Annotated in this window: 20 protein-coding genes and 1 pseudogene; 8 read left to right on the forward strand and 13 right to left on the reverse strand. The window is 37.9% G+C overall.

What is annotated here, in order from left to right:
* Positions 1-8: 8 nt before the first annotated feature.
* Positions 9-1152: pseudogene (gene dinB, locus AAHI02_RS19430) on the reverse strand (DNA polymerase IV).
* A gap of 61 nt (positions 1153-1213) precedes the next feature.
* Here dinB and AAHI02_RS19435 point away from each other — a divergent pair.
* Both AAHI02_RS19435 and AAHI02_RS19440 read left to right on the forward strand, forming a co-directional pair.
* Positions 1214-1981, forward strand: coding sequence for a helix-turn-helix domain-containing protein (locus AAHI02_RS19435; RefSeq protein ID WP_322924812.1), 768 nt, complete (start codon positions 1214-1216; stop codon positions 1979-1981).
* A gap of 65 nt (positions 1982-2046) precedes the next feature.
* Entirely contained in the window at positions 2047-2658 is a 612-nt protein-coding gene (locus tag AAHI02_RS19440) for an alpha-ketoglutarate-dependent dioxygenase AlkB (RefSeq protein WP_322924814.1), read from the forward strand.
* Positions 2659-2721: 63 nt separating this feature from the next.
* Here the strand turns inward: AAHI02_RS19440 and AAHI02_RS19445 are convergent, their stop codons facing one another.
* Positions 2722-3207: a DUF4385 domain-containing protein gene (locus AAHI02_RS19445; protein ID WP_322924816.1), complete on the reverse strand. Its 486-nt coding sequence runs from the start codon at positions 3205-3207 to the stop codon at positions 2722-2724.
* A 150-nt stretch (positions 3208-3357) separates the two neighbouring features.
* Here AAHI02_RS19445 and AAHI02_RS19450 point away from each other — a divergent pair, with 150 nt between their 5' ends.
* The 3 genes from AAHI02_RS19450 (at position 3358) to AAHI02_RS19460 (ending at position 5299) form a co-directional block, all read left to right on the forward strand.
* Positions 3358-4050 (forward strand): hypothetical protein, encoded by a 693-nt coding sequence (locus AAHI02_RS19450; RefSeq protein WP_322924818.1) that lies wholly within the window; start codon positions 3358-3360, stop codon positions 4048-4050.
* 107 nt (positions 4051-4157) lie between these two features.
* Positions 4158-4616, forward strand: coding sequence for a hypothetical protein (locus AAHI02_RS19455; protein ID WP_322924820.1), 459 nt, complete (start codon positions 4158-4160; stop codon positions 4614-4616).
* A gap of 437 nt (positions 4617-5053) precedes the next feature.
* Positions 5054-5299 carry a hypothetical protein gene (locus AAHI02_RS19460; RefSeq protein ID WP_346984610.1) on the forward strand — a complete coding sequence of 82 codons (246 nt, stop codon included), beginning with the start codon at positions 5054-5056 and terminating at the stop codon, positions 5297-5299.
* Between the two features lie 19 nt (positions 5300-5318).
* Here the strand turns inward: AAHI02_RS19460 and AAHI02_RS19465 are convergent, their stop codons facing one another.
* The 9 genes from AAHI02_RS19465 to AAHI02_RS19505 all read right to left on the reverse strand — a co-directional run bounded on the left by AAHI02_RS19465 (position 5319) and on the right by AAHI02_RS19505 (position 14588).
* The gene (locus AAHI02_RS19465; protein WP_322924824.1) at positions 5319-5915 is read right to left on the reverse strand and encodes a hypothetical protein; all 597 of its coding nucleotides are present in this window, start codon (positions 5913-5915) and stop codon (positions 5319-5321) included.
* Positions 5916-5970: 55 nt separating this feature from the next.
* Positions 5971-6507, reverse strand: a complete 537-nt coding sequence (locus tag AAHI02_RS19470) for a hypothetical protein (RefSeq protein WP_322924826.1) — start codon at positions 6505-6507, stop codon at positions 5971-5973.
* Positions 6508-6989: 482 nt separating this feature from the next.
* Positions 6990-7355 carry a response regulator gene (locus AAHI02_RS19475; protein WP_322924828.1) on the reverse strand — a complete coding sequence of 122 codons (366 nt, stop codon included), beginning with the start codon at positions 7353-7355 and terminating at the stop codon, positions 6990-6992.
* Positions 7356-7456: 101 nt separating this feature from the next.
* On the reverse strand, positions 7457-9613 hold the full coding sequence (locus AAHI02_RS19480; RefSeq protein ID WP_346984611.1) for an ATP-binding protein: 2157 nt from the start codon (positions 9611-9613) through the stop codon (positions 7457-7459).
* A 284-nt stretch (positions 9614-9897) separates the two neighbouring features.
* Positions 9898-10107: a CPBP family glutamic-type intramembrane protease gene (locus AAHI02_RS19485; protein ID WP_346984612.1), complete on the reverse strand. Its 210-nt coding sequence runs from the start codon at positions 10105-10107 to the stop codon at positions 9898-9900.
* Between the two features lie 124 nt (positions 10108-10231).
* Positions 10232-10594 carry a hypothetical protein gene (locus AAHI02_RS19490; protein ID WP_346984613.1) on the reverse strand — a complete coding sequence of 121 codons (363 nt, stop codon included), beginning with the start codon at positions 10592-10594 and terminating at the stop codon, positions 10232-10234.
* A 744-nt stretch (positions 10595-11338) separates the two neighbouring features.
* The gene (locus AAHI02_RS19495; RefSeq protein ID WP_346984614.1) at positions 11339-12454 is read right to left on the reverse strand and encodes an alpha/beta hydrolase; all 1116 of its coding nucleotides are present in this window, start codon (positions 12452-12454) and stop codon (positions 11339-11341) included.
* Between the two features lie 385 nt (positions 12455-12839).
* Positions 12840-13907 carry an SDR family oxidoreductase gene (locus AAHI02_RS19500; RefSeq protein ID WP_322924838.1) on the reverse strand — a complete coding sequence of 356 codons (1068 nt, stop codon included), beginning with the start codon at positions 13905-13907 and terminating at the stop codon, positions 12840-12842.
* Positions 13908-14009: 102 nt separating this feature from the next.
* Positions 14010-14588: a Crp/Fnr family transcriptional regulator gene (locus AAHI02_RS19505; RefSeq protein ID WP_322924840.1), complete on the reverse strand. Its 579-nt coding sequence runs from the start codon at positions 14586-14588 to the stop codon at positions 14010-14012.
* Positions 14589-14887: 299 nt separating this feature from the next.
* Here AAHI02_RS19505 and AAHI02_RS19510 point away from each other — a divergent pair, with 299 nt between their 5' ends.
* The 3 genes from AAHI02_RS19510 (at position 14888) to AAHI02_RS19520 (ending at position 18944) form a co-directional block, all read left to right on the forward strand.
* A complete protein-coding gene (locus tag AAHI02_RS19510) occupies positions 14888-15169 on the forward strand; it encodes a helix-turn-helix domain-containing protein (RefSeq protein WP_322924842.1) in 282 nt (93 codons plus the stop codon).
* A 97-nt stretch (positions 15170-15266) separates the two neighbouring features.
* The gene (locus tag AAHI02_RS19515) at positions 15267-16721 is read left to right on the forward strand and encodes a DUF3945 domain-containing protein (RefSeq protein ID WP_322924844.1); all 1455 of its coding nucleotides are present in this window, start codon (positions 15267-15269) and stop codon (positions 16719-16721) included.
* A 75-nt stretch (positions 16722-16796) separates the two neighbouring features.
* Positions 16797-18944, forward strand: a complete 2148-nt coding sequence (locus AAHI02_RS19520) for a DNA topoisomerase 3 (protein ID WP_322924846.1) — start codon at positions 16797-16799, stop codon at positions 18942-18944.
* An 80-nt stretch (positions 18945-19024) separates the two neighbouring features.
* Here AAHI02_RS19520 and AAHI02_RS19525 read toward each other — a convergent pair whose 3' ends face one another.
* Together AAHI02_RS19525 and AAHI02_RS19530 are read right to left on the reverse strand one after the other, a co-directional pair.
* A complete protein-coding gene (locus AAHI02_RS19525) occupies positions 19025-19846 on the reverse strand; it encodes an AraC family transcriptional regulator (protein WP_322924848.1) in 822 nt (273 codons plus the stop codon).
* A complete protein-coding gene (locus AAHI02_RS19530) occupies positions 19847-20773 on the reverse strand; it encodes an aldo/keto reductase (protein WP_322924850.1) in 927 nt (308 codons plus the stop codon).
* Positions 20774-20788: the final 15 nt, after the last annotated feature.

A 20788-nucleotide genomic window follows, 5' to 3' on the forward strand; every position in this document is an offset into this window, starting at 1 on the left:
CTTTTGATTTATTGTATTAATCCGGATGCTCTTCCAACACTGGTGCTTCCAAACCTATTTTTAATTTTATCCATGGTCTGATATAAAGAAATCAGTTCTTCGGTGTCTTCGAAAAGATTCATCTGGTGACAGCCATGAACAAGCCCAGTAAATTTTATCCCAATCAGCCGAATACGCATCCTTCGGGTATATACTTTTTTTGAAAAGTTCTAAAATGTATTTGAGCAGCGTGTGATCTGCAGATGTATACGGTATCCGGCATTGTTTGGTTTCTGTATCAAAATTGGAATACCTGATTTTAACAGATACTGTTGAGGTCAGCCACTTTTCCTGACGCAGCTGGAATGCCAGTTGCTCGACCATACCGGATAGAATACTTCTTAAATTGTGAACATCAATGGTATCCTGTGAAAAAGTATTTTCTGTAGAAATAGATTTTCTTTCCGAGTAAGGAACGATGGGTGTATCGTCAATCCCATTGGCTTTTTTCCAGAGTTCAGTTCCATTCTTGCCAATGAGTTGATGCAAAACTTCAACCGGTGTTTCAGATAAAGTCTCAATGGTTCGGACACCTAATCTTGAGAGCAACTGAAAAGTGACATTTCCGACCATTGGAATCTTTTTTATGGAAAGAGGGTTGAGGAATGGTTTGATGTTTTGTTCCCTGATCTCAAATCTTCCCGTAGGCTTAGATTCTCCAGTTCCTATTTTTGACACGGTTTTATTGGTGGATAAGGCAAAGCTGATGGGCAAACCTGTATTTTTAGTAACAGCGTTTGCAATTTCATTGGTCCATTGGTAGCATCCAAAAAACTTATCCATTCCTGAAAGATCAAGGTAAAACTCGTCAATACTCGCTTTTTCCAATACCGGAACTCTTTCCTGAATAACCTCTGTAACCACATGAGACATTTTAGAATACATTTCCATATCCCCTTTAATAACCCTTGCTTCAGGGCATAGCTTTAATGCCATTTTAATGGGCATTGCACTTCGCACGCCAAAAAAGCGGGTTTCATAAGAGCAGGATGCCACGACACCACGGTCTCCGCCTCCAATGATGATCGGCTTTTTCACCAGTTCGGAGTTTTTTAGCCGCTCACAGGAAACAAAAAACGTATCCAAATCCATATGCACTATTGCTCTTTCCATGCTGTAAAATTATTACGATTTGTAGCAAAAAATTGTATATTTGTTGCTATAATTTATAGCAATGTCAATTTTATCAGAAAACATGCGGTATTTGAGGGGGAAGCAAAATCTTTCACAACAAAAGGTTGCTGATGATCTCTTGATCACGAGAGGCAGATACGGTAAATATGAAGATGATGCCGCAGCGCCGCCCTTAAATATTTTAGTGAAAATCTCAAGATATTATAATATCAGCATCGATTTACTACTGACTGTTAATGTAAGTAAATATTCAATCGATGAGATTATGGAACTCCCTGACAACAGGATCGTTCTTCCAATCAGGGTGGATCAGGACGGAAACGATCAGATCGAGATCATTCCACAAAAAGCTTCGATGGGTTACCTGAACGGCTATGGTGATCCAGAGTACATCGAAGGTCTTGATACGATCTCCTTACCCTTCTTGAAAGGCGGGAAGTTCAGGGCGTTTCCTGCTGACGGAGATTCAATGCCGCCCTATAAGAACGGAACTTACATCGTTGGAAAATATGTAGAAAATCTTTCTGATCTGAAAACGGACAGGACTTATATTTTCATTACCACCAATGACGGAATCAGTTACAAAAGGTTTCAGTTTCATGAAGCAGACGGAATTTGGGTTAAGGCTGACAACAGTTTCTATGAACCTTATAAAATTCCATTACCTGATATTAAAGAAATTTGGGAGTTTGCCTGTAGTATCAACACCATAGAATATGGAGCTGATGAATTTGCAGAACGCAATATTCAAAACTTCATTACAGAGATCAAGACCGATATTAGACAGATCAAGGAAAAAATGAGATAAGAAACTGATTTCATTTGAACTAGGAGAAATAAGTTATATAAATATGATATTAACGGAAAACTACGATGACTCAGTTAAGTTTATTTGGCGCAGAAGAGTTTTATGAGTTTCCCAAAGACCTTTTGGAATACCAGGAAAATTTCCTGAGCAGGAAGGAAGCCGATGAACTTAAATACCAACTTTTAAAGACGGCACCTTGGGAACAGAGAACTCAAAAGATGTATGATAAGACTGTAGTAACACCACGGCTTACAGCTTGGTATGGTGATATGACATCTGATGAACCAGCTGATGGGAATATAAAAAATAAAAATCCATGGACACCCGAACTTTATGCTCTTAAAGAAAGAATAGAAAAGGAATTTGGTTCCCATTTCAATGGGGTTCTTTTAAACTTATACCGTGATCATAATGATTCGGTTGCCTGGCATAGGGACAAAGAAAGCCGTTACGGAAAACGTCCTGTCATTGCTTCGATCAGCCTTGGGCAAACCCGCAATTTTGAATTCAGAAAGAAAGACCATCATCAAAGCAAATACAGTTTGCCGCTTCCTCATGGATCTCTGCTAATCATGAAAGGTGATCTTCAGGAGCATTGGGAACACCGTATTGCTAAATCTGTCATTCCAATGAAAGAAAGGATCAATCTGACATTTCGGCTAATTCATAATTTATGATTGGTGAAAAAACAGGGGGTATATATTTAATAATATTTGAATGCTCGGAAAATAGTTAAAAGATTATCCATATTTATGCTTCCAGCTATTTTTTAATGCAGCATATTTCTGGTTTGACTCAGCTTCTTTCCATTTTTTGTAAAAGATAGCTGCTGCTTTGGCTTTTTCGGAATCACCCGTGCCTCTTTCTAACTTTTGGTATCCTTTCTCAGCATCGTATTTCTTATCACCCTTGTAATTAAAGTATCTTCTGGCTCTTGTAAATCCCATTTGAAGATATTTTCTTGCCATATCTGCTCCGACAAAATCTTCTTTCTCAAGATAATCCAAAAACATTGAAAATATTATTTCTGAACTTCTTTTTGCGATTTCTTCATTTTTAAATCTCCAGTGTTGTCCTATTTCAGATTTATAAGGCTCACAGATCAAAACACCTTGTTCACCTTTACCCACTCTGTACATATGAGGATCTACCCGGTAATCAATGCCGGGCTTCCAAAAATAATTCTCTTTTTTAAAATCAAGGTAAGACGGTTTTTTTGTACTCATGATATAAGGTAAACAAACACAATGCCTTCGACTTCTGATTGACAAATTCTAATCAGGATTATTGGCCAGCAATGGCACTATCGTTGTATCAATAGAATCGTATTATAGAATCTTACACTAGATCTTTAAATAATCTTTAATAACTAACTTATGAATAAAAATATATTGATTTTCAGTATTTGTGCTATGATTCTTCTGAGCTGCAACAATGATGACGATATCCCTGAAACGCAAATCAAAAAATATCCGGAATCAATTGTCCTGACAAAAGACGGTGAGTCGATCACTACGAAAATAAGCTATAATGACAAGATGCAGATCATCGGATATTCCGAACCGAATTCTGATATTACTTTCACTTATCAAAATGACAAGGTTGCAGAGGTAAAGGAGAACAATAATTCTGTTCCTTATACTTTACAATATACAAACGAGATATTGTCAGGCCTGACCCATTATTCCAATCCTTACCCTGTGACCTATAACAGTCAGCAGATGAGCTATTCGATAGGAAATCTCCTGAGTTTCGGACTTCAAGGGAAAGACATCGTTTATGTTACAAACAGCTCCGAGAATGAAAAGTTTGCTTATGACAACAATAAAAAAGGGGCTTTGTTCAATCTTCCCGATAAAGATCTTTTTCCTGTGACTTTATTTTCTACCTTTCAATATTATTATTTAAGTACCCGCCCCATTCAGTCGATTACATTATCCAATAATGGCAGCCAGAATATTTTAAATTCTGAAAATACGTATGATAATGAGGGTTATATTACTACAATGACATTACGATCATCCACAGAAGAGGTATTTAGGGTAGAATATAAGTATTTTCAAAAATAAGGTCTTGAAGACTATTGTTCACGTGAATAGTCGTTAGGCAGGTTGTAAAAAATTCTAAAGTTTCCAATGTATAATAACGGATCATTACCAAACAGTTCTTACCTCAAATGAGCATCAAGATAAAATTTAAAAGATCTGAGATTCTGGCAGTGACAATCATATGTCTGATAGGAGCAGGGTGGTGTAGCTTTCTCGCATTTTACGATCTCACTATTAATTCATTTAAAGGTTTAATTGTTAAAGTACTAACGTTGGGAGTAGGGTCACTATTCGTCTTTAAGCTTTGGGTATATTTTCAGCGTCTTATTAAAAGTTTTAATAATGTCACTGCATTGGAGATTAACGATCGAGGCATTTCAAGCAACATCTCAGGACACAAATTCCTGAAATGGGAGCAAATTTCGCATTTTACCTTAAAAACAGTTCAGATGTCAAGTGGCCGTCATTCCAAGATCTATGTTCACACTTATGATCCTGCACAATCAATAAAGATCAATACCGATCAGTTGCAGATTGATAAAGATGAACTGCTCACTATTTTAAGTCGAAAAATCAGTCGTATTTAAAACATTTAAAATGCTTAAAGTCGTAACTTCAATTTTGAAAATAATAAAGAATAATTCTTATAATCTCCATCAAATGAAGCAGCGTACATTACTTACAAAATTGTTTCGTCTACAGATATACATCTTTACTGTTCTATCCGTCGCTGTTGTCCATGCACAGGATGGAACCTATGAGTTAAAAAATAAGAACGGTTCTTACAGTCTTATTTCGCTGATCAAGAACCAAAATAAAATTACTGCTGAAATATTTACATGGTGGAATACCCTCAGTGCGCAAACCGGATCTTATTATGGTGAGGGTATTGTGACCAATAATCGGGTGGTTTTAAAAAGCAATGAGAGTGATCAGGATTGTATTGTTACAATGGCACTGACCGACCGTACTATTACTGCGACGTTTCAAAAATGTACTACTGACCACCTCACAGAAGATTTTAATGGAAGGTACCAAAAAAATTTCAGATGCTGTTGCCGGAGATTACATGGTAAATGTTGACAAATCATTTTTCTATTCTAAGCCTGATGAGTATTCCAAACAAAGGTCATATCTAATCAAAGGAAATATAGTTAGTTTTAACCTGGACGGCGTAGCTGTAGGAAACTGGGTTTTTGTTCAATACCGTAATAAAAGCGGTAATGATACTGCAGGATATATTAAGTTAAGCAATCTTAAAAAGCTGTAGGAGCAACTTTACTTAATCATTACATCCGCCAAAGACTCCATTTTGATTTTATAGCTTCCGGCCGGATTTGTTTTACCCTGTAATAAAAGTTCAGGAAGTTCTTATTCCAAATAGAAAAGTTGTGTGCAAAACGGTACTCTACGGTCTCTGAATCCTGGATAATTTTAAGTTGCCAGATCCTACTGTTGTTGATCTGGGTTGCAGTACCGCTTAGTTCAGAAATATCGGTAAGATTATAGGTAGATACAGCTCCCGCCTCATCGACTGCATAAAAGAAATCCTGATCGTAATAAAAATCCTTGTTACTGATTAGTCCTTTCTCAAGACCAAATAAGAACGGTTGTTGGGATATCTTAAATACTGACTTACTATCAAAATTATTGTTTACATGAGAAATTGGATTTCGCGGCAATTGATCTTTATTCGGGAAGGTATTTTGTTTTGAAAATCTAAAATATGTATAGATCAAGAGCGTAAGAAGTACGGCGAATACGATGTTGATAGCTATTAAAATGGGGATAAATGATTTTTCCTGTGAGCGAGTCAACGTCATAACCACTGTTACAGCAGCATAGAGCAAAGTCAGGAATAAAATTCGTTTAATTATAATGTTCATAAATGAATATTGAAAGGTAGATTAAATTATATTTAGAAACAGAAAAAAAATCTGTCTAGTGGCTGCTATCTCCAATGAGAATATTGGGATTATACTCAATTGCCTTGTCAAATAGGTGTTTTTGTTGTATCTGGTTATTATCGATTGCAAAAAAGAACGAACCGCCTTTCAGTTTTTTGAAGATCACCAGTTTATTTTGACTTCCCCTTGTAAACATTGTTTTAATTTTGATCTCTTTGAGTTCAGAAAAGTAAAATTCAGGTTGGCTGAACCATTTAAAGACCTTGATTTTTCCTGAATATATAATAAATGAAGGGAGGTACCTGTTCAGCCAAAAACGTGATTCACTTATTTTTCTCAGTGTTTCCAAATCTTCATCATTAATCGTTGTCAGTACGTTTTTATAACTTCTGAAGAAAGAAATGCTGAAAATCAGTGTTGCCAAGAGTATAACAAACTGGGTGAGAGCTAACAATAATGTCAAATCATAGCTAGGCAGCTGTAATCGCTTGCTGAAAAAAATATAAAATATCATCACTGTAGCCACTATACAAACAAATAGTCCTAAAAAAATACTGGCTATTATTTTCATTATTCTGATCCTTCTTAGAAACAGTTCGCGATAGTTATTATTATGCATCAGTGTATATTTTACTGACCAATATATGGCAATATAAAAGCCATAAATATGAGAATATTGATCTTAATAATTAGTAGCCGGATTGTGAGCGATATAACTGACTTGCAATAGGCAAAGTCATTAATCTTGTTAAAAATCTTTAGGGTAATCAATGATGCAAGAACAGTAAATCTCTATACCGGTATAATTGCAAAGCGATTACCGATATTGATCGATCTTTCAGCACTTAAAGAACTATTCATCTGATTGATTTGAACGACGCTACGTTTATACTAAAGAAAAAATTACAATAATTCTTTCATAGATTTTAATTATTAGCCTTACAAAAATTTGTAGAAATCACTGATCAAGTTTTAAGTAACTGATCTCAATCATGAACTCAGATCCTTCTTAAAAAAGAGTCTTTTTTAACATTAATGAGACCTTAATAAATATTATCCTGCTTTGGCAGTACACGATGCCAACGTATTCAACACATCATCAAGATCAAATGGTTTTGTGATGAACGCTTCCGGTTTGCACGATTGGTCTAGTTCTATAGCATTTGCGTGCGCACTCATCATAATTACCGGTATCTTTGCCATATTATTCGTCTTTTTGATGTAATTGCACACATCCACCCCTGAACCATCAGGAAGCATAACATCCAAGAGATAGACATCAGGTATAAGAATCTTTGATTGAGCGTAGAAATCCTTAACATTGGGACAGCAAATGACTTGATAGTTATCATAAGCCAATAATATTTCTAATGCCTCCATTATATTTTTTTCATCCTCAAGGATCATTACTGTTTTCATATTGTAAATATTGCTGAAGCATTAAAAAAAAGCTTACCCTACCGATTATACAAATACTATGCAATAAATACTGGCATACAGTAAATTATCTTCTGTTATGTTTAAAACAGACGAAAAAAAGTGGTTCCTGATCCTAGTTTACTTTCAACAGATATTTGGGCATCCAATTTATCTGCAATTCTTTTCACAATGGACAGACCGATACCTGACCCTTCAAATTCTCCTGTATTAGGCATTCTTTTGAAAATTTCAAAAATATTATGATTCGCGGATAGGTCCATTCCAATGCCATTGTCCCTGATTATGTAGCAAATCATGTCATCCTCAAGCTTGCTTGAGATCTCAATTTCAGGCTGAGATTCTTTGCTGCTATACTTTATGGCGTTGCCCACAAGATTTAGAAACAGCTGGTAAACCAAGGTTCTTTCACCCCAAATAGGCAGGCAATCCTTTACCTTGTACCTGAGGTTCGGAACCTTGTATCGCTGCATAGAATCTTCAATAATTCCCAGTATTTTAGGTTCCGGATCAATGGTCTCAAATTCAAATTTCACATGCGTTCCACTGGAGATCTTGTAGACCTTATCCATCATTTCGGTAATCAGTTTGGAACCTTCAATAATATTCTCTGCCATTTTCAATCTTCTTTCTTCTGAAAGATCCTTTTTAGAGGCGATCAACTGCGCGGAAAGCTGAATGGAGGTCAACGGATTTTTCAGATCGTGCATCAGGGTATAGCTGAAAGTCTCAAGGGCATTGTTAGAGCGGATCAGCTCTTTATTGAGTTCTTCAATTTCACCTCCTCTCTGCGCAATGGCCCGCTGGACAAGAAGTCCTATATCTTTGAGGAAATTCACTTCAGAGTCTTTCCATTCTTCCGACTTGCCTGCTGTGGTCCTGATCCAAGCATCAAAAGAGGTCCTTGGAGAAAAAGATGTAATGCCTTTGCTATCATCGGTATGATGAATTTTTTCAGGTTTTCCGGCCCATACCTCGTTAACAATCCTTTCTTTTCTGAACGCGTAAATATACCAGTTGCTTTGAGGAAGGACATCCAGTCGGATCACACCCGGAAATTTGGCAGCTTGTTCTTTTTCATTATCCACAAATTGATGTGTTACATACATCGAATTATAGTTGGTAGCATTGATCTGCCGGTCAATTTGAACGATCTGTTCCAGTGAGGGGACATCCCCATATTGTTTCAGTCCCTGGTCATGACGGATAATCACGCCGTCAGCGGACATAAAATTCATAATTTGTGAGCCGTACTGTTCAAGAATATTGAATTGCCCCCTATTAACCAGCAACTGGGTTTTAAGTTCGCCTTCCATAGTTGCGATTGCCTCCCGGAATATTGACATTTCTTTTTGTTTCCCCGCCAGGTAATTGTTGACTGCGTATTGAGTTAGAAATACACATAGATGACGTTGTGAAAGATCCACATGCCTTGCCTCATAATGCTGGCAGGTGACCAGTCCCCAAAGTTCTCCATCGATGATGATCGAAAAACTTGCGCTGGCTTTAGCCCCTGAATTCCGGATGTACTGGAGATGGATGGGCGACATGGCTCTTATGCTCGTACGGCTTAGATCGACATCTTCCTTTTTTAGCCCGACGATGCCGTGGACAGGGGCATCAACATCGGCCGTATGTCTTGCGTGAAATACCTTATACAGTTCTCTCGCTTGTTTTGGAATGTCAAATTCCGGATATCGGTATCCTAAAAATGATTCTTTATCCTGAAGTTTCGATTCGGCGATCACCTGACCACCCTCATCTTCGAGGAACTGATAGACCATCACACGGTCGTATCCGATGATGTCCCGGATAAGTTCCGTCAATGACTGCCAGTTATTCTGGTGGCCACGGTCGCTGATATATTTGGCGTAGTAATAAAGACGCGTAGTCTGTACTCGCTCCTGAAGTGCTAATTCTGTTTCAACATAGATTTTACCGTCGTATCGGTAAATACTCAGAAAGTACTCCTGTTCAAAAAGACGGATTCGCTCCACGTATCGGTAAAAGATCTGGTCGTCGATTTTTGATTCTATTTGTTCTACGCCAACGGAGGGCAGAAGCACAGCCATTATATCCGCAAAGGAAGCTCCTATAATAGTGCTGAAACTTAATCCAGGTAAAAGTGTTTTTTCACTTGCCGCAACGCATTGGTGCATGTCGAAGACCAACAAAAAACCCAGATCCTGAATCTGGCCGGAAAGGTGGATTTTTTCCTCGTGACATTCTATGATTCTCATCAATTTCAATTTGTATTAAGTCATAACTATATAAACTATCAAATGAAACTTGATTTAATCAAATAATCTGTAAAGCCATAGACTATGCAAAGGTGCTTTAATTTTTTGAATTTAAAACATCCTGACAATCCAATTTTTCTATCAGTACATATTGTGAAAGATTTTCGAACTGACATAGGACGAGGGTGCTTCGATTTCAGTCTACAAAGTTTAAATAGGGAAAGGTATGGTATGACTTTCTGAACTTTGTAAAATTTTGGATAGCTCAACGCATTATGATAAACTCATAACCATATGATCAAAGGCCATAGATTATTGGCCATATGCAGAGTGATACTCCATTGAAGGCCATTTTTTGCAACGACGTATGCCAATAGCAGTCCGTTGATCATGAATGGAAGCAGGGTCACGATAACCGTTACAATATCAGTATTGTTAAAATCAAAATTATAATAATGCCAAACTCCAAAAGCGATAGCACCACCCCAAATCAAGAAAAAGCGATAAGTTCTCTTTTGTAGTATGATGATAAATCTATTAATATTGTTAGTTGGTACAAATAGGGTGAACAGGCTTACTAAGAGTGCCAAGGAAGTTGAAATACTCAATTCGTAAAAGTTAATTCCAAACATCCGGCAAATGAAGAGATAAAAAATAGAAACCAATGAAATTCTGAACCAATTGCAATTTTTTTTGAAGTAGTCCACGAAATGCAGTTTCCTCCAAGATGGGAGCAAGAATTGCGATCTCTGTAATCACTTGGAATGTGGACATTGATTTCATATAATCAGGAATCATACCTGCTGATTTAACAGGTTGGATGATTCCAAATTTTGTAAGTAGAATGTGAAGTAATAAAGTGAATATGATCACCAACAACATGGCCGGCAAGATCAAAGCAATGAGCTTTAATTTTGACCTGATTTCTGTCATTGGTTTAATATTTTGATGGCCTAATAGGAATTGGATGAAATCTTTCATAAAAATTAATCTATCAGAAACAATTATTTACAAATCTATGCTAATTTTTTTTCATAAGAATCTCAATGTATATGGGAGATTGAGACTGGATTTTAGATAAGGATATAATTTAACATCTTTATTTCTCTAAAGGTTGTGGATATAGCTATTAATAAGTTGTAATTATTTGATGAATCTCTTAACTTTCAAAGAAAAATATGAAAGTGGTCTTATGTTACAATAATTCATCGGTCAAGATCAAATGGAATCTTCCCTTCCTCCCACGCATTGGAGAAACTTTATCCGTATCGGAATTACTTTCTGAAAAACAGAATGCTGAGCTATTTGAGGATAAAGATTATTTTACAATCATTCATATTGCATGGTTTCCATCGAAGCGTGATGATCGGTCCATTGTTGAAATTATTTTAGAATAAATAATATAACTTAACAAAATTTAGATTTTGTTCAAATGTGGTATCTCCATACTTATATACCTTTTGCGTTGCACCATAAATCGAATTTTAATAAATATGTAAAAGTTATCTCATAAATATGATCAGAGATGAAGTACTCATATAATATTACATCATCATTAAATACAAAACCCTTCAAAAACTTTGAAGGGTTTTATATTTAATGAGATCGCCTAGACAATCGTTTCAAAAATTAAGCTTAATCTTATTATTTTAAATAGTCGCAAGCTCATTAAAATCTCTTAATAATAATGATTTTATTTTTTAAATTTTGAATGTCAACGTAATGTTATTGAAAAGCTGCTTTCAATTGTTCTGCTGCATAGGCCTGAGCTTCCTTCGCCTGTGGTACAATAATGGACATTCCGAAGAATTCATGAGTTACACCTTCGTAGTTTTTGCTATTCACCTTCACTCCCGCAGCAGAGAGCTTGTCTGCCAACATTGTTCCGTCGTCATGAAGAGGATCGATTTCTGCAGTAATTATCGATGTTGGAGGTAGGTCTTTTAGATTCGCATTTACCAATGAAATTCTAGGGTCTTTTGCTTCACTCATATTATTCAAATAATGCTTTGTAAACCATTCCATCATGGGTTTGTTCAGTGGTTTTGCTCCCGCATACTTGGTATATGATGCTGTACTCATATTAGATTGTGCAATCGGATATACAAGAACCTGGTGTAACGGAATCATTATTTTTTTGTCCCTGGCCATAATTGAAACATTGGCCGCAAGATTTCCTCCGGCACTTTCACCGACCACTGCAATCTTTTTAGCGTCACCTTTAATTGCTGATGTATTTTTGAGAACCCATTCATAGGCTGCAAAAGCATCATTGTGTGCAGTTGGAAATTTATTTTCAGGAGCCAAGCGGTATGCAACAGATACCACTACTGATTCCGTTTGTTCTGCCAATCCCTGAGCCGATGCATTGTAGACATCAAGGTCCGCAATAACAAATCCTCCGCCATGATAGTAAACGATAATAGGATATGAATTTTTGCCGGTTTTTGGTGTATAAACCCTTGCGTGAATTTTGCCACCTGCAACATTTATACTTACTCCTGTTGTATCAACTTTTGGTGCAGGAACCTGAATGTTATTTTCCTTCACAAGATCCATTACTGCATCGGTAGGTGTATGGTTTTTTCTGGCTTCGGTAGGTGTAAGGGTTTCAATAGGTTTGTCGCCATAACTTCCAAGCTTCTCAATGACTGCCAGCATTTCTGGTTTGATCGTTTTTCCCCATTCCGGAGCAGAACCTGTTGGTTTAATTTCAGAAACACTTGAGGAATCCACAGAATTGGAATCAACTGATTTAGTCGATTCATTTTTCTTCGAGCAGCTGCCTGCAATGGTCAAAACACATATGGCAATGGACCATTTTGTAAAATTATTTATCATATTATAAATTGTTGAATAACAGCTCAACTGCTAATTATATGCCATTACAATTCTTGATATGATAGTCGAAGAACTATCAGTATAAATTGCAGGCTTTTGAATACCATATGTTTATCGGATATTCTTCCTGATTCTGCTAAAAGATGATTGCTTGATTCCAAGCTACAATGCCAATAGGAAAGTAGGATACGATTAACCAGAAGTAGATATTTCTCCAAATGAGAGATCATCAACAACTTAAAAAATTAGTATGTCCTATTTTGTAATTTTTAGATTGATTTTCACGTGATGCCTTGCTTACATCTTTCCGAAGACTACGTTCTAATGAAAAATAAATAATAAACAATCCAGGTTTTTCATATTTCCTTGGATTGCTCATATAAATTTAAGGAATTATCTTCTCATCTCTCAATTTTTGAAATAGGTTTATAAATGAATCTTCTGTACTTTCAAAAATTGTAAAACCTAATTTTCGGCTTTTAGACATATCAGTCATTACCTCAATAGGTCTTCCCAGATCAAGATCTGTATGCCATGCCGAACTGAGCTGATCCAACTCGGTTATTCTCAGTTGGTGTTTTTGTGTTATTTTTTTCCAAACCTCCTGCTTACCTTTCATTTCGTTTTCAAGCGGTCTTACGGAATCATTATATCCATCTGCTTCAATTCCGAAATAATGTGCAATTCTTTGCCATAACCATTTCCAACGGAAAACATCTCCGTTTGTCACATTAAAAGCCTGATTTTTTGCTGCATCTGTTGTAGAAGCCCATATCAATTGCTTCGCCAGGACTTTTGCATCAGTAATATCTGAAAGTCCATTCCATTGAGCTTCTGAGCCAGGCCAGACGAATTTTATATTCATCTCTTTACAAATGCTGGCATAAACTGCTAAAGTAATTCCCATATTCATCAAATTTCCGATTGCATATCCGATCACTGTATGCGGTCTATGAATGCTCCACGAAAAACCAGCTCTCTCTGCGGTTTCGTAAATGACATCCTCCTGTGCATAATAGAAATTGGGATGTGATAATCTCGGATGTTCTTCTCTGACGGGTGTCTCGGGCAGAATTCCCTCTTTAACATAGGCATCGAAGGGACCTAGATAATGTTTCAGGCCGGTTACTAATGCAACGTGCTGAATCGACTTTTTTACCGATAGAACATTGAGCAGATTTCTTACCAGACTACTGTTGATCCGAATGTTTTCCTCCTCGGTATCGTTCCGCATCCAAGTCGTGAAAAATACGTGAGTAGGAGCGACGTCACGAAGAGCATCAGAAAGACTTTCTTCATTTAAAAGGTCAGCCTTTACAGGATGTAATCCTGAAATATGGGTGTTTGGATTTCTTGCCAGACCATATGTGGTCCAGCCTTGAGAAATTAATTCTTCGGCAAGATTACTTCCGGTGATACCCGTTGAACCAACTACTAGTGCAATATTCTTCATTGTATATATTTTTTAATCTTTGTAATTATGATCATAAATGTACATACACAACAGCCTTCAAAAACTTGACGCAGATCAAGAGTTTGAAACACTAAAATTAAATTATCGCAACAGAATTCTTTTTCGAATCCGGCTCACGGTTTCAGGGCTTAACCCTAAATAAGAAGCGATCAAGGTATGGGATATTCTTTGAAACATTTCAGGATTGCTTCTGACCAAAGACCGATATTTTTCTTCTGCGGAGGACTTGTTTGAAACAATCAGCCTGCGATCTTTTGTAACCAGACTGTTTTGATAAAGAATCCTGAAATAACGGTCCATGATTGGAATCTCTAAAGTGAGCCTCTCATAGTCATTATGACTTATCAGAAGTACTTCGGAATACTCAATGGCATTAATATTTAAAGTAGCTTTTTCCTGATTGATAAAACTGTTGAAATCTGAGATCCACCAGCCTTCAAAAGCAAAAAGATTGATTCGCTCCTGACCCTTCTCATCGCTGATGTACGATTTAAGAATACCGGTGCTTACGAATGCGAGATTTCTGCAAATCTCTCCCTCTTTCAGCAAAAACTCTTTTTTACCGAGTTTTTTCTCAATAAAAAAATGTTTTAATGACTCAATTTCGTTTGCATTAAGATTTACTTTTTGTTGAAGATGTGCTATTAAAATATCAAACATACAGACTTAACCTTATTATACTTTAGAGGTTTTTCTCTTAAGATTCTGTTTTATAAAGGTAGCAAATCAAAAAATGATAAACTAACTCAGTAGACCTCAAATGCATTATCTGTAAGTGAAATTTTATCTCAAAAATTGTTTTGATTGATAATTAAGGAATGTTATATAAAAAAATAATATCAAAAATTCTTTTCGGTACTACGAAAAAGTAGTGATTTTATCCCAACTCCAATATTCAACTTTACACCAACAGAGCTGATCAGCTGTTCACCTCATTTTAACATCAAAAAATTTAGGTTATGAATATTGAAAGAACAGAATTTACTGCGTGGATGGAAAGAATCATGGAACGATTCGACATCCTCAAGGAACACATCGTAACAAAACAATCCAAATACATCGAGATCGACGGCGAGCAGCTGCTCGACAACCAGGACGTATTGCAGCTCCTGAAAATCAGTTCGAGGTCATTACAGCGCTACCGCACTGATAAAAAGCTTCCGTATTATACCATCAGCGGTAAGCTTTATTATAAGCTTTCCGATGTGCATCAGCTTATAAGGAGCAGTCTGAATAAATAAAAGTAAAGACAAGGACGGCCAAATCAACCGATATTGCACTTAGTTCTATTGCTTAAAAACGAGCGCGTCTATATTCGCCCTGTTAAAATGATCAGCAATGGAAGATAGCAAACCCACTAATACCAATGAAATCAAACCAACAGCGGATACCCTTTTGGTTTTGAATATTCATAACAACAGGATAGAGATGGTGAAGGGAATTGATAAAGAAGGAAACCTGCAAAAAGTTGCTCCGGAAAACAAAAAAGAAAATGAACAGCTCATCAGGGTCGATAAGCACGGCGATATTTTCTCCAACTTCTTTTCCAACTTTTACCGGCAGCTTAAAAACCCTACGCATTTCAATTTCTTTAAAGTTTCGGAGTATGATGCTGTCGATACCGCAAAGGACCTTCAGAACTATGTCGATCAGGCATCACCTGAAGAAAAAGAAAAGCTCAAGGAATATGAAATTTTACCCAAAGATAACAATCCATTAAAAAATCAGAAAACAATGGAAAACAACACAGAAAATCAGGAATACCGTTTCCAGCCGGAGCAGATCGACTGGAAAACGATGGAAAAATTCGGGCTTACCCAGGAGAAGCTTGAAAAGATGAATGCTATGGATCCTCTATTGAGAGGCTACAAGACCAATACTTTGATCCCTATTACCATTAATCTCGGCGCTGCTGTGAGCAAAATGGACGTCAGGCTATCTTTACAGGAAGGCGATACAGGGGATATCGGCATTAAGCTTCACAGCATCCGCAGAGAACCCAATCTTAACCTCAAGTTCTTGGGACACGAGTTTAGCGAAGAAGACAAAAAGAACCTGATGGAGAGTGGCAATATGGGAAGAGTAGTGGATCTGGTCAACCCTAAGACCGATGAGATCATTCCCTCCATCATCAGCCGTGACCGCCTGACCAATGAACTGGTGGCTTACAGAGCTGAGTATATGAAGATCCCTGACGAAATCAAAGGAATCAAATTAGACGAGCATCAAAAACAAACCCTGCTAGAAGGCAAGCCTCTTTATCTCGAAGGGATGACCTCTACTAAGGGAACCAGCTTCGATGCTACCGTGCAGTTCAATGCAGATAAGCGCTATGTCGAATTCATATTTGACAACAACCAAAAGCAGCAGCAAAGCCAGTCTCAAAAAGAAAGCAATCAACCAAGCCAAAATCAAAATAAAAACAGCGAACCGCCAAGAATTTTCAGGGATAAGGAACTGGATGACAAGCAATATGAGAAATTCAAGGCAGGAGAGACAGTCTATGTCAACGGTCTTGTGGACAGTAAAGGCAAAGAATACCAAGGCTATATTACCTTCAACAAAGAGACCGCCAAAACCGACTTCTCATTTACCAATCCTAACAAGCTCAGGGAAAAAGCCCAGCCATCAGAATCCCACAAAACCCAAACGGCAGTTAACACCGATGGCAAAACCAATGAAGCGACGAAGAACATCAAAGAACCGCTTCAGTCCAAACAGCAGGAACCTGTCAACAAGCAGCAACAGGAGCAGCAGAAAAAGCCAGCCAGATCAAGAGGAAGGAAAATGTAATGGAAACTCCATTCAATTCAGAATCTTCAATCTCTCAAGTATAAATCAACCGTAACCATCATCAAATTAAAATCTATGAAAGCCATTATTGCAGAAAAACCAAGTGTTGCCAGAGAAATTGCCCAAATACTCGATGCCAACAACAGAAAAGACGGCTACTTTGAAGGAAACGGCTATTGTGTGACCTGGGCATTAGGACATTTAGTATCATTGGGAATGCCGGAAGATTATGGCATAAGAGGCTTTGACAAAGCCTCTCTGCCTATTTTTCCTAACCCTTTCATTCTCACTCCAAGAATGACAAAACAGGCCAAATCAAAAAAACATCAGCCAGACCCTTCTGCCTTAAAGCAGCTTAAGATCATTAAAAATGTCTTCAGTCAATGCACGAGCATTATCGCTGCGACCGATGCAGGAAGGGAAGGCGAACTGATCTTCCGGTACATCTATGATTACCTCCAATGCAGCAAACCATTTGAAAGGCTCTGGATCAGTTCACTCACTGAAAAAGCGATACAGGAAGGATTTAAAAACCTGAAACCCGGTTCAGATTTCGATGGCCTTTATGATGCTGCAAAAGCCAGAAGCGAAGCTGACTGGCTTGTCGGCATCAATGCTACCCAGGCATTAAGTATCGCAGCGAACAATGATGTCTATTCCTTAGGCAGGGTTCAGACCCCAACCTTAGCATTGATCTGCAAAAGATTTCAGGAGAACAGGGATTTCAAACAGAAGACGTACTGGCAGATCCAGTTACAACACAGAAAGGACTATTTAAATTTCACCAGTCTTTCCAATCAGCAGTGGGAAGACAAAAAACAGGCAGAGCAGGTTTTAAAAGCCATAGAGCGGGAGGGGAGAACCACTGTAGAAGATGTGTCCATCAACACTGTAAAAGAACAGTCACCCTTACTGTTTGATTTGACAGAACTTCAAAAAGAAGCCAACCGAAAGTTGGGATTATCAGCAGATGAAGTGTTACAAACTGCACAAAGTCTCTATGAAAAAAAGTTCATCACCTATCCAAGAACCGGAAGTAAATATATTCCCCAAGACCTCTGGTCAGAAATCCCTGAACTCCTAAGAATACTCAATCAAACTGACACATTCAAGCCAGCCATATCAACTCTAAAATTCGGCAACTTCAATAAACGTATCGTGAATGATCTCAAGGTCACAGACCATCACGGATTATTGCCCACCACCAAAATCCCGTCCGCTTTAACCGCCAGTGAAAAAGCTATCTATGATATGATTGCCTTCCGACTATTAGAATCTTTATCAGAGCATTGCTCCAAAGAAGTCAGCCACATCACTATCAAAGTACACCATTACGAATTCATCATCAGAGGTTCTAAAATACTTCACAAAGGCTGGCGCGCAATCAAAGGCCTATTGTCTGATGAAGCCAGTACAAACCAAGATAGCAACAGCAATGACAAAAGCAGTCATAACAAAAGCTACAATAACAATTCAGAAGAACCCAATCTCATTGAACTGCCAGAATTCAAAAAAGGTGATGAACTTAAAATCTCATCAGCCGAACTCCAAGAAAAACTGACCAGCCCTCCCAAACTTTACACTGAAGCTGACCTTTTATCAGCCATGGAGAATGCAGGCAGGCAGATCGAAGACAAGGATCAGAAGAAAGCTTTGGCAAACATCGGTATCGGTACACCAGCTACCAGAGCATCCATTATTGAAACCTTAATCACAAGAAATTATATCACCAGAAAAAGCAAAACATTGATCCCAACTGAGAAAGGTGAAAAGGTCTACAACCTACTCAAAGACCAAAAGATTGCCAATGTCCAGATGACCGCAGAGTGGGAGATGGCACTCAATCAAATTGAAACAAAAGAAATCAATTCAAAACAATTCATCACAGACATCAAAAACTACACTAATGAAATCACTCAAGAACTGCTATCAATCCATATTCCGCAAGAAAACATTCTAGAGATCAAATGTCCAAAGTGTAATAAGCATAATCTCATTATCAAAGACAAAATAGTCAAATGCCCGAATGAGCAATGCCAATGGATTTTATTCCGAATAATATGCGGAGTGCAGCTCAGCATTGATCATATCACTTCCCTCATAAAAACAGGAAAAACACCACTCATCAAAAACATGAAGGCCAAAAGTGGGAAGAAGTTTGATGCCTTTTTGGTTCTCTTAGATCAGTGCGAAACAATCTTTGAATTTCCTCAAAATAGATAAAATTAAATACTATAAAAACCCAGTATAAGCTCTATCATTAAAAAAAGTCCGAAGAATAAATGATTTCTTCGGACTTTTTTTTAATCAGTTTTTAACAAGCCTTCGGTTGGTGAACTTCCAAATTTTTTCTTAAAAGAATAAGAAAAGTGAGACAGGCTTTCAAATCCAAGGTCGAGGTAGAAAGAAGAAGGTTTTCTATTTTTACTTTCTATAAGATGCTTTGCCTCAATCAGCCTTTTATCTTGCAGCCATTTTCGTGGCGGCATTCCGAATGTCTTCTGAAAATCCCTTTTAAATCCTGATAGGCTTCTTCCGGTCAATTGAGCAAGCTTCTCCACCGGTACATTAAAATGAAAGTTACTTAACATAAATTTCTCAAGATCTATCTTATGATGTTCTGAAAAGTCGAATAGAAAATTTCGCAGCTCAGGAACGGCAAGTAACATTAACTTGATGCCTTCCTTTACTTTCAACAGTCCCAATTCATCGGTCATTTCAGCACCGGAGCTTCTGGCATACGGAACAATCGACTGAAAATAACCTTGAAGAAAATCATTGTTCGGAAGGCAAAGATTCGGCATTCCGGTATATTTGCCATTAGCTTCCAGTTTTTCTTCCAATGCGATCTGGCGCATTAGATCCTCTTGCAGGGAGATGACGATGGTTTCATAATGACCATTTGATCCCGGTGTTTTAGTTAATGTTCCCAGCTGGTTCTTATGAATCAATAATACATTGCCCGCAGAGATACTAATATTCTGCTCCGAAGTCTCCAGAATCATCTGACCTGAGACCTGCAATACCAGCGTATGATGATTCCAGACACAGGCCTTTTCCTTCCGTTCCGAAGAAAGGTAGGAATAAAATATAACACCCGGAAGAATTTCTGCTGGACTTTCCATTTATCTTTGTAGGTAAGTACCGCCTTTCAAGGCACCTATTGCAAATGTACTGTTTAATAAGTTCATTTCTTCAGGCGAAAATACAATTTCCATCGCAGCAATGTTTTCAGGCAGTCTTGATCTACGGCTCATACTTACCAACGGCATAATATGGTCGCCTTGCTCGTTGACCCAGGCAATGGCAAGCTGTGTCGGGGTAACATTTTTAATTCGAGCCATTTCTTTTAGTATCTCAACTTTTTCAAGATTGTGGACGAGATTTTCCCCTTGAAAGCGGGAAAAATGATTTCGGTGGTCATCAACAGCAATAGGTGTTTTTAGATCACCCGTCAAAAGACCTTCCGCCGTATTGGCAAATGCTACGACACCAATCCCCAATTCTTTGGCAGTGGGCAACAGATCAGCTTCGATCTGACGGTCTGCAAGAGAGTAACCGATCTCCAGTGCGCTGATTGGATAAACGCTATTGGCTTTCCGAAGCTGATCAGCATTAATTTCCGATACACCAATATGACGCACTTTTCCTTCCTCGACCAAACCTGCGATCGTTCCGATAATGTCTTCTATCGGCACACTGTCGTCCATTCTACAGGGCTGGTAAAGATCAATGGTCTCAATTCCCAGGCGGGTCAGCGAGTAATTGACAAAGTTTTTGATTGCTACAGGACGGAGATCCAGTCCGATCCATTGACCATTGTAGAAGATTGCTCCGAACTTCACACTGATAAAGGCATCATCCCGTCTTCCTTGGATCGCTTTTCCAATTAGCATTTCGTTATGACCTGCACCATAAAAATCGCCTGTATTAAGGAAGTTGATTCCATTATCCAAAGCCTGATGAATGGTTGCAATGCTTTCTGTTTCATCCGGTGTCGGTCCGCCCCAGATCGAAGACATCCGCATACATCCAAGACCGAGCTTAGACACGATAGGTCCATTTTG

Source organism: Chryseobacterium sp. POE27 (assembly GCF_039727685.1).
Taxonomy (GTDB): domain Bacteria; phylum Bacteroidota; class Bacteroidia; order Flavobacteriales; family Weeksellaceae; genus Chryseobacterium.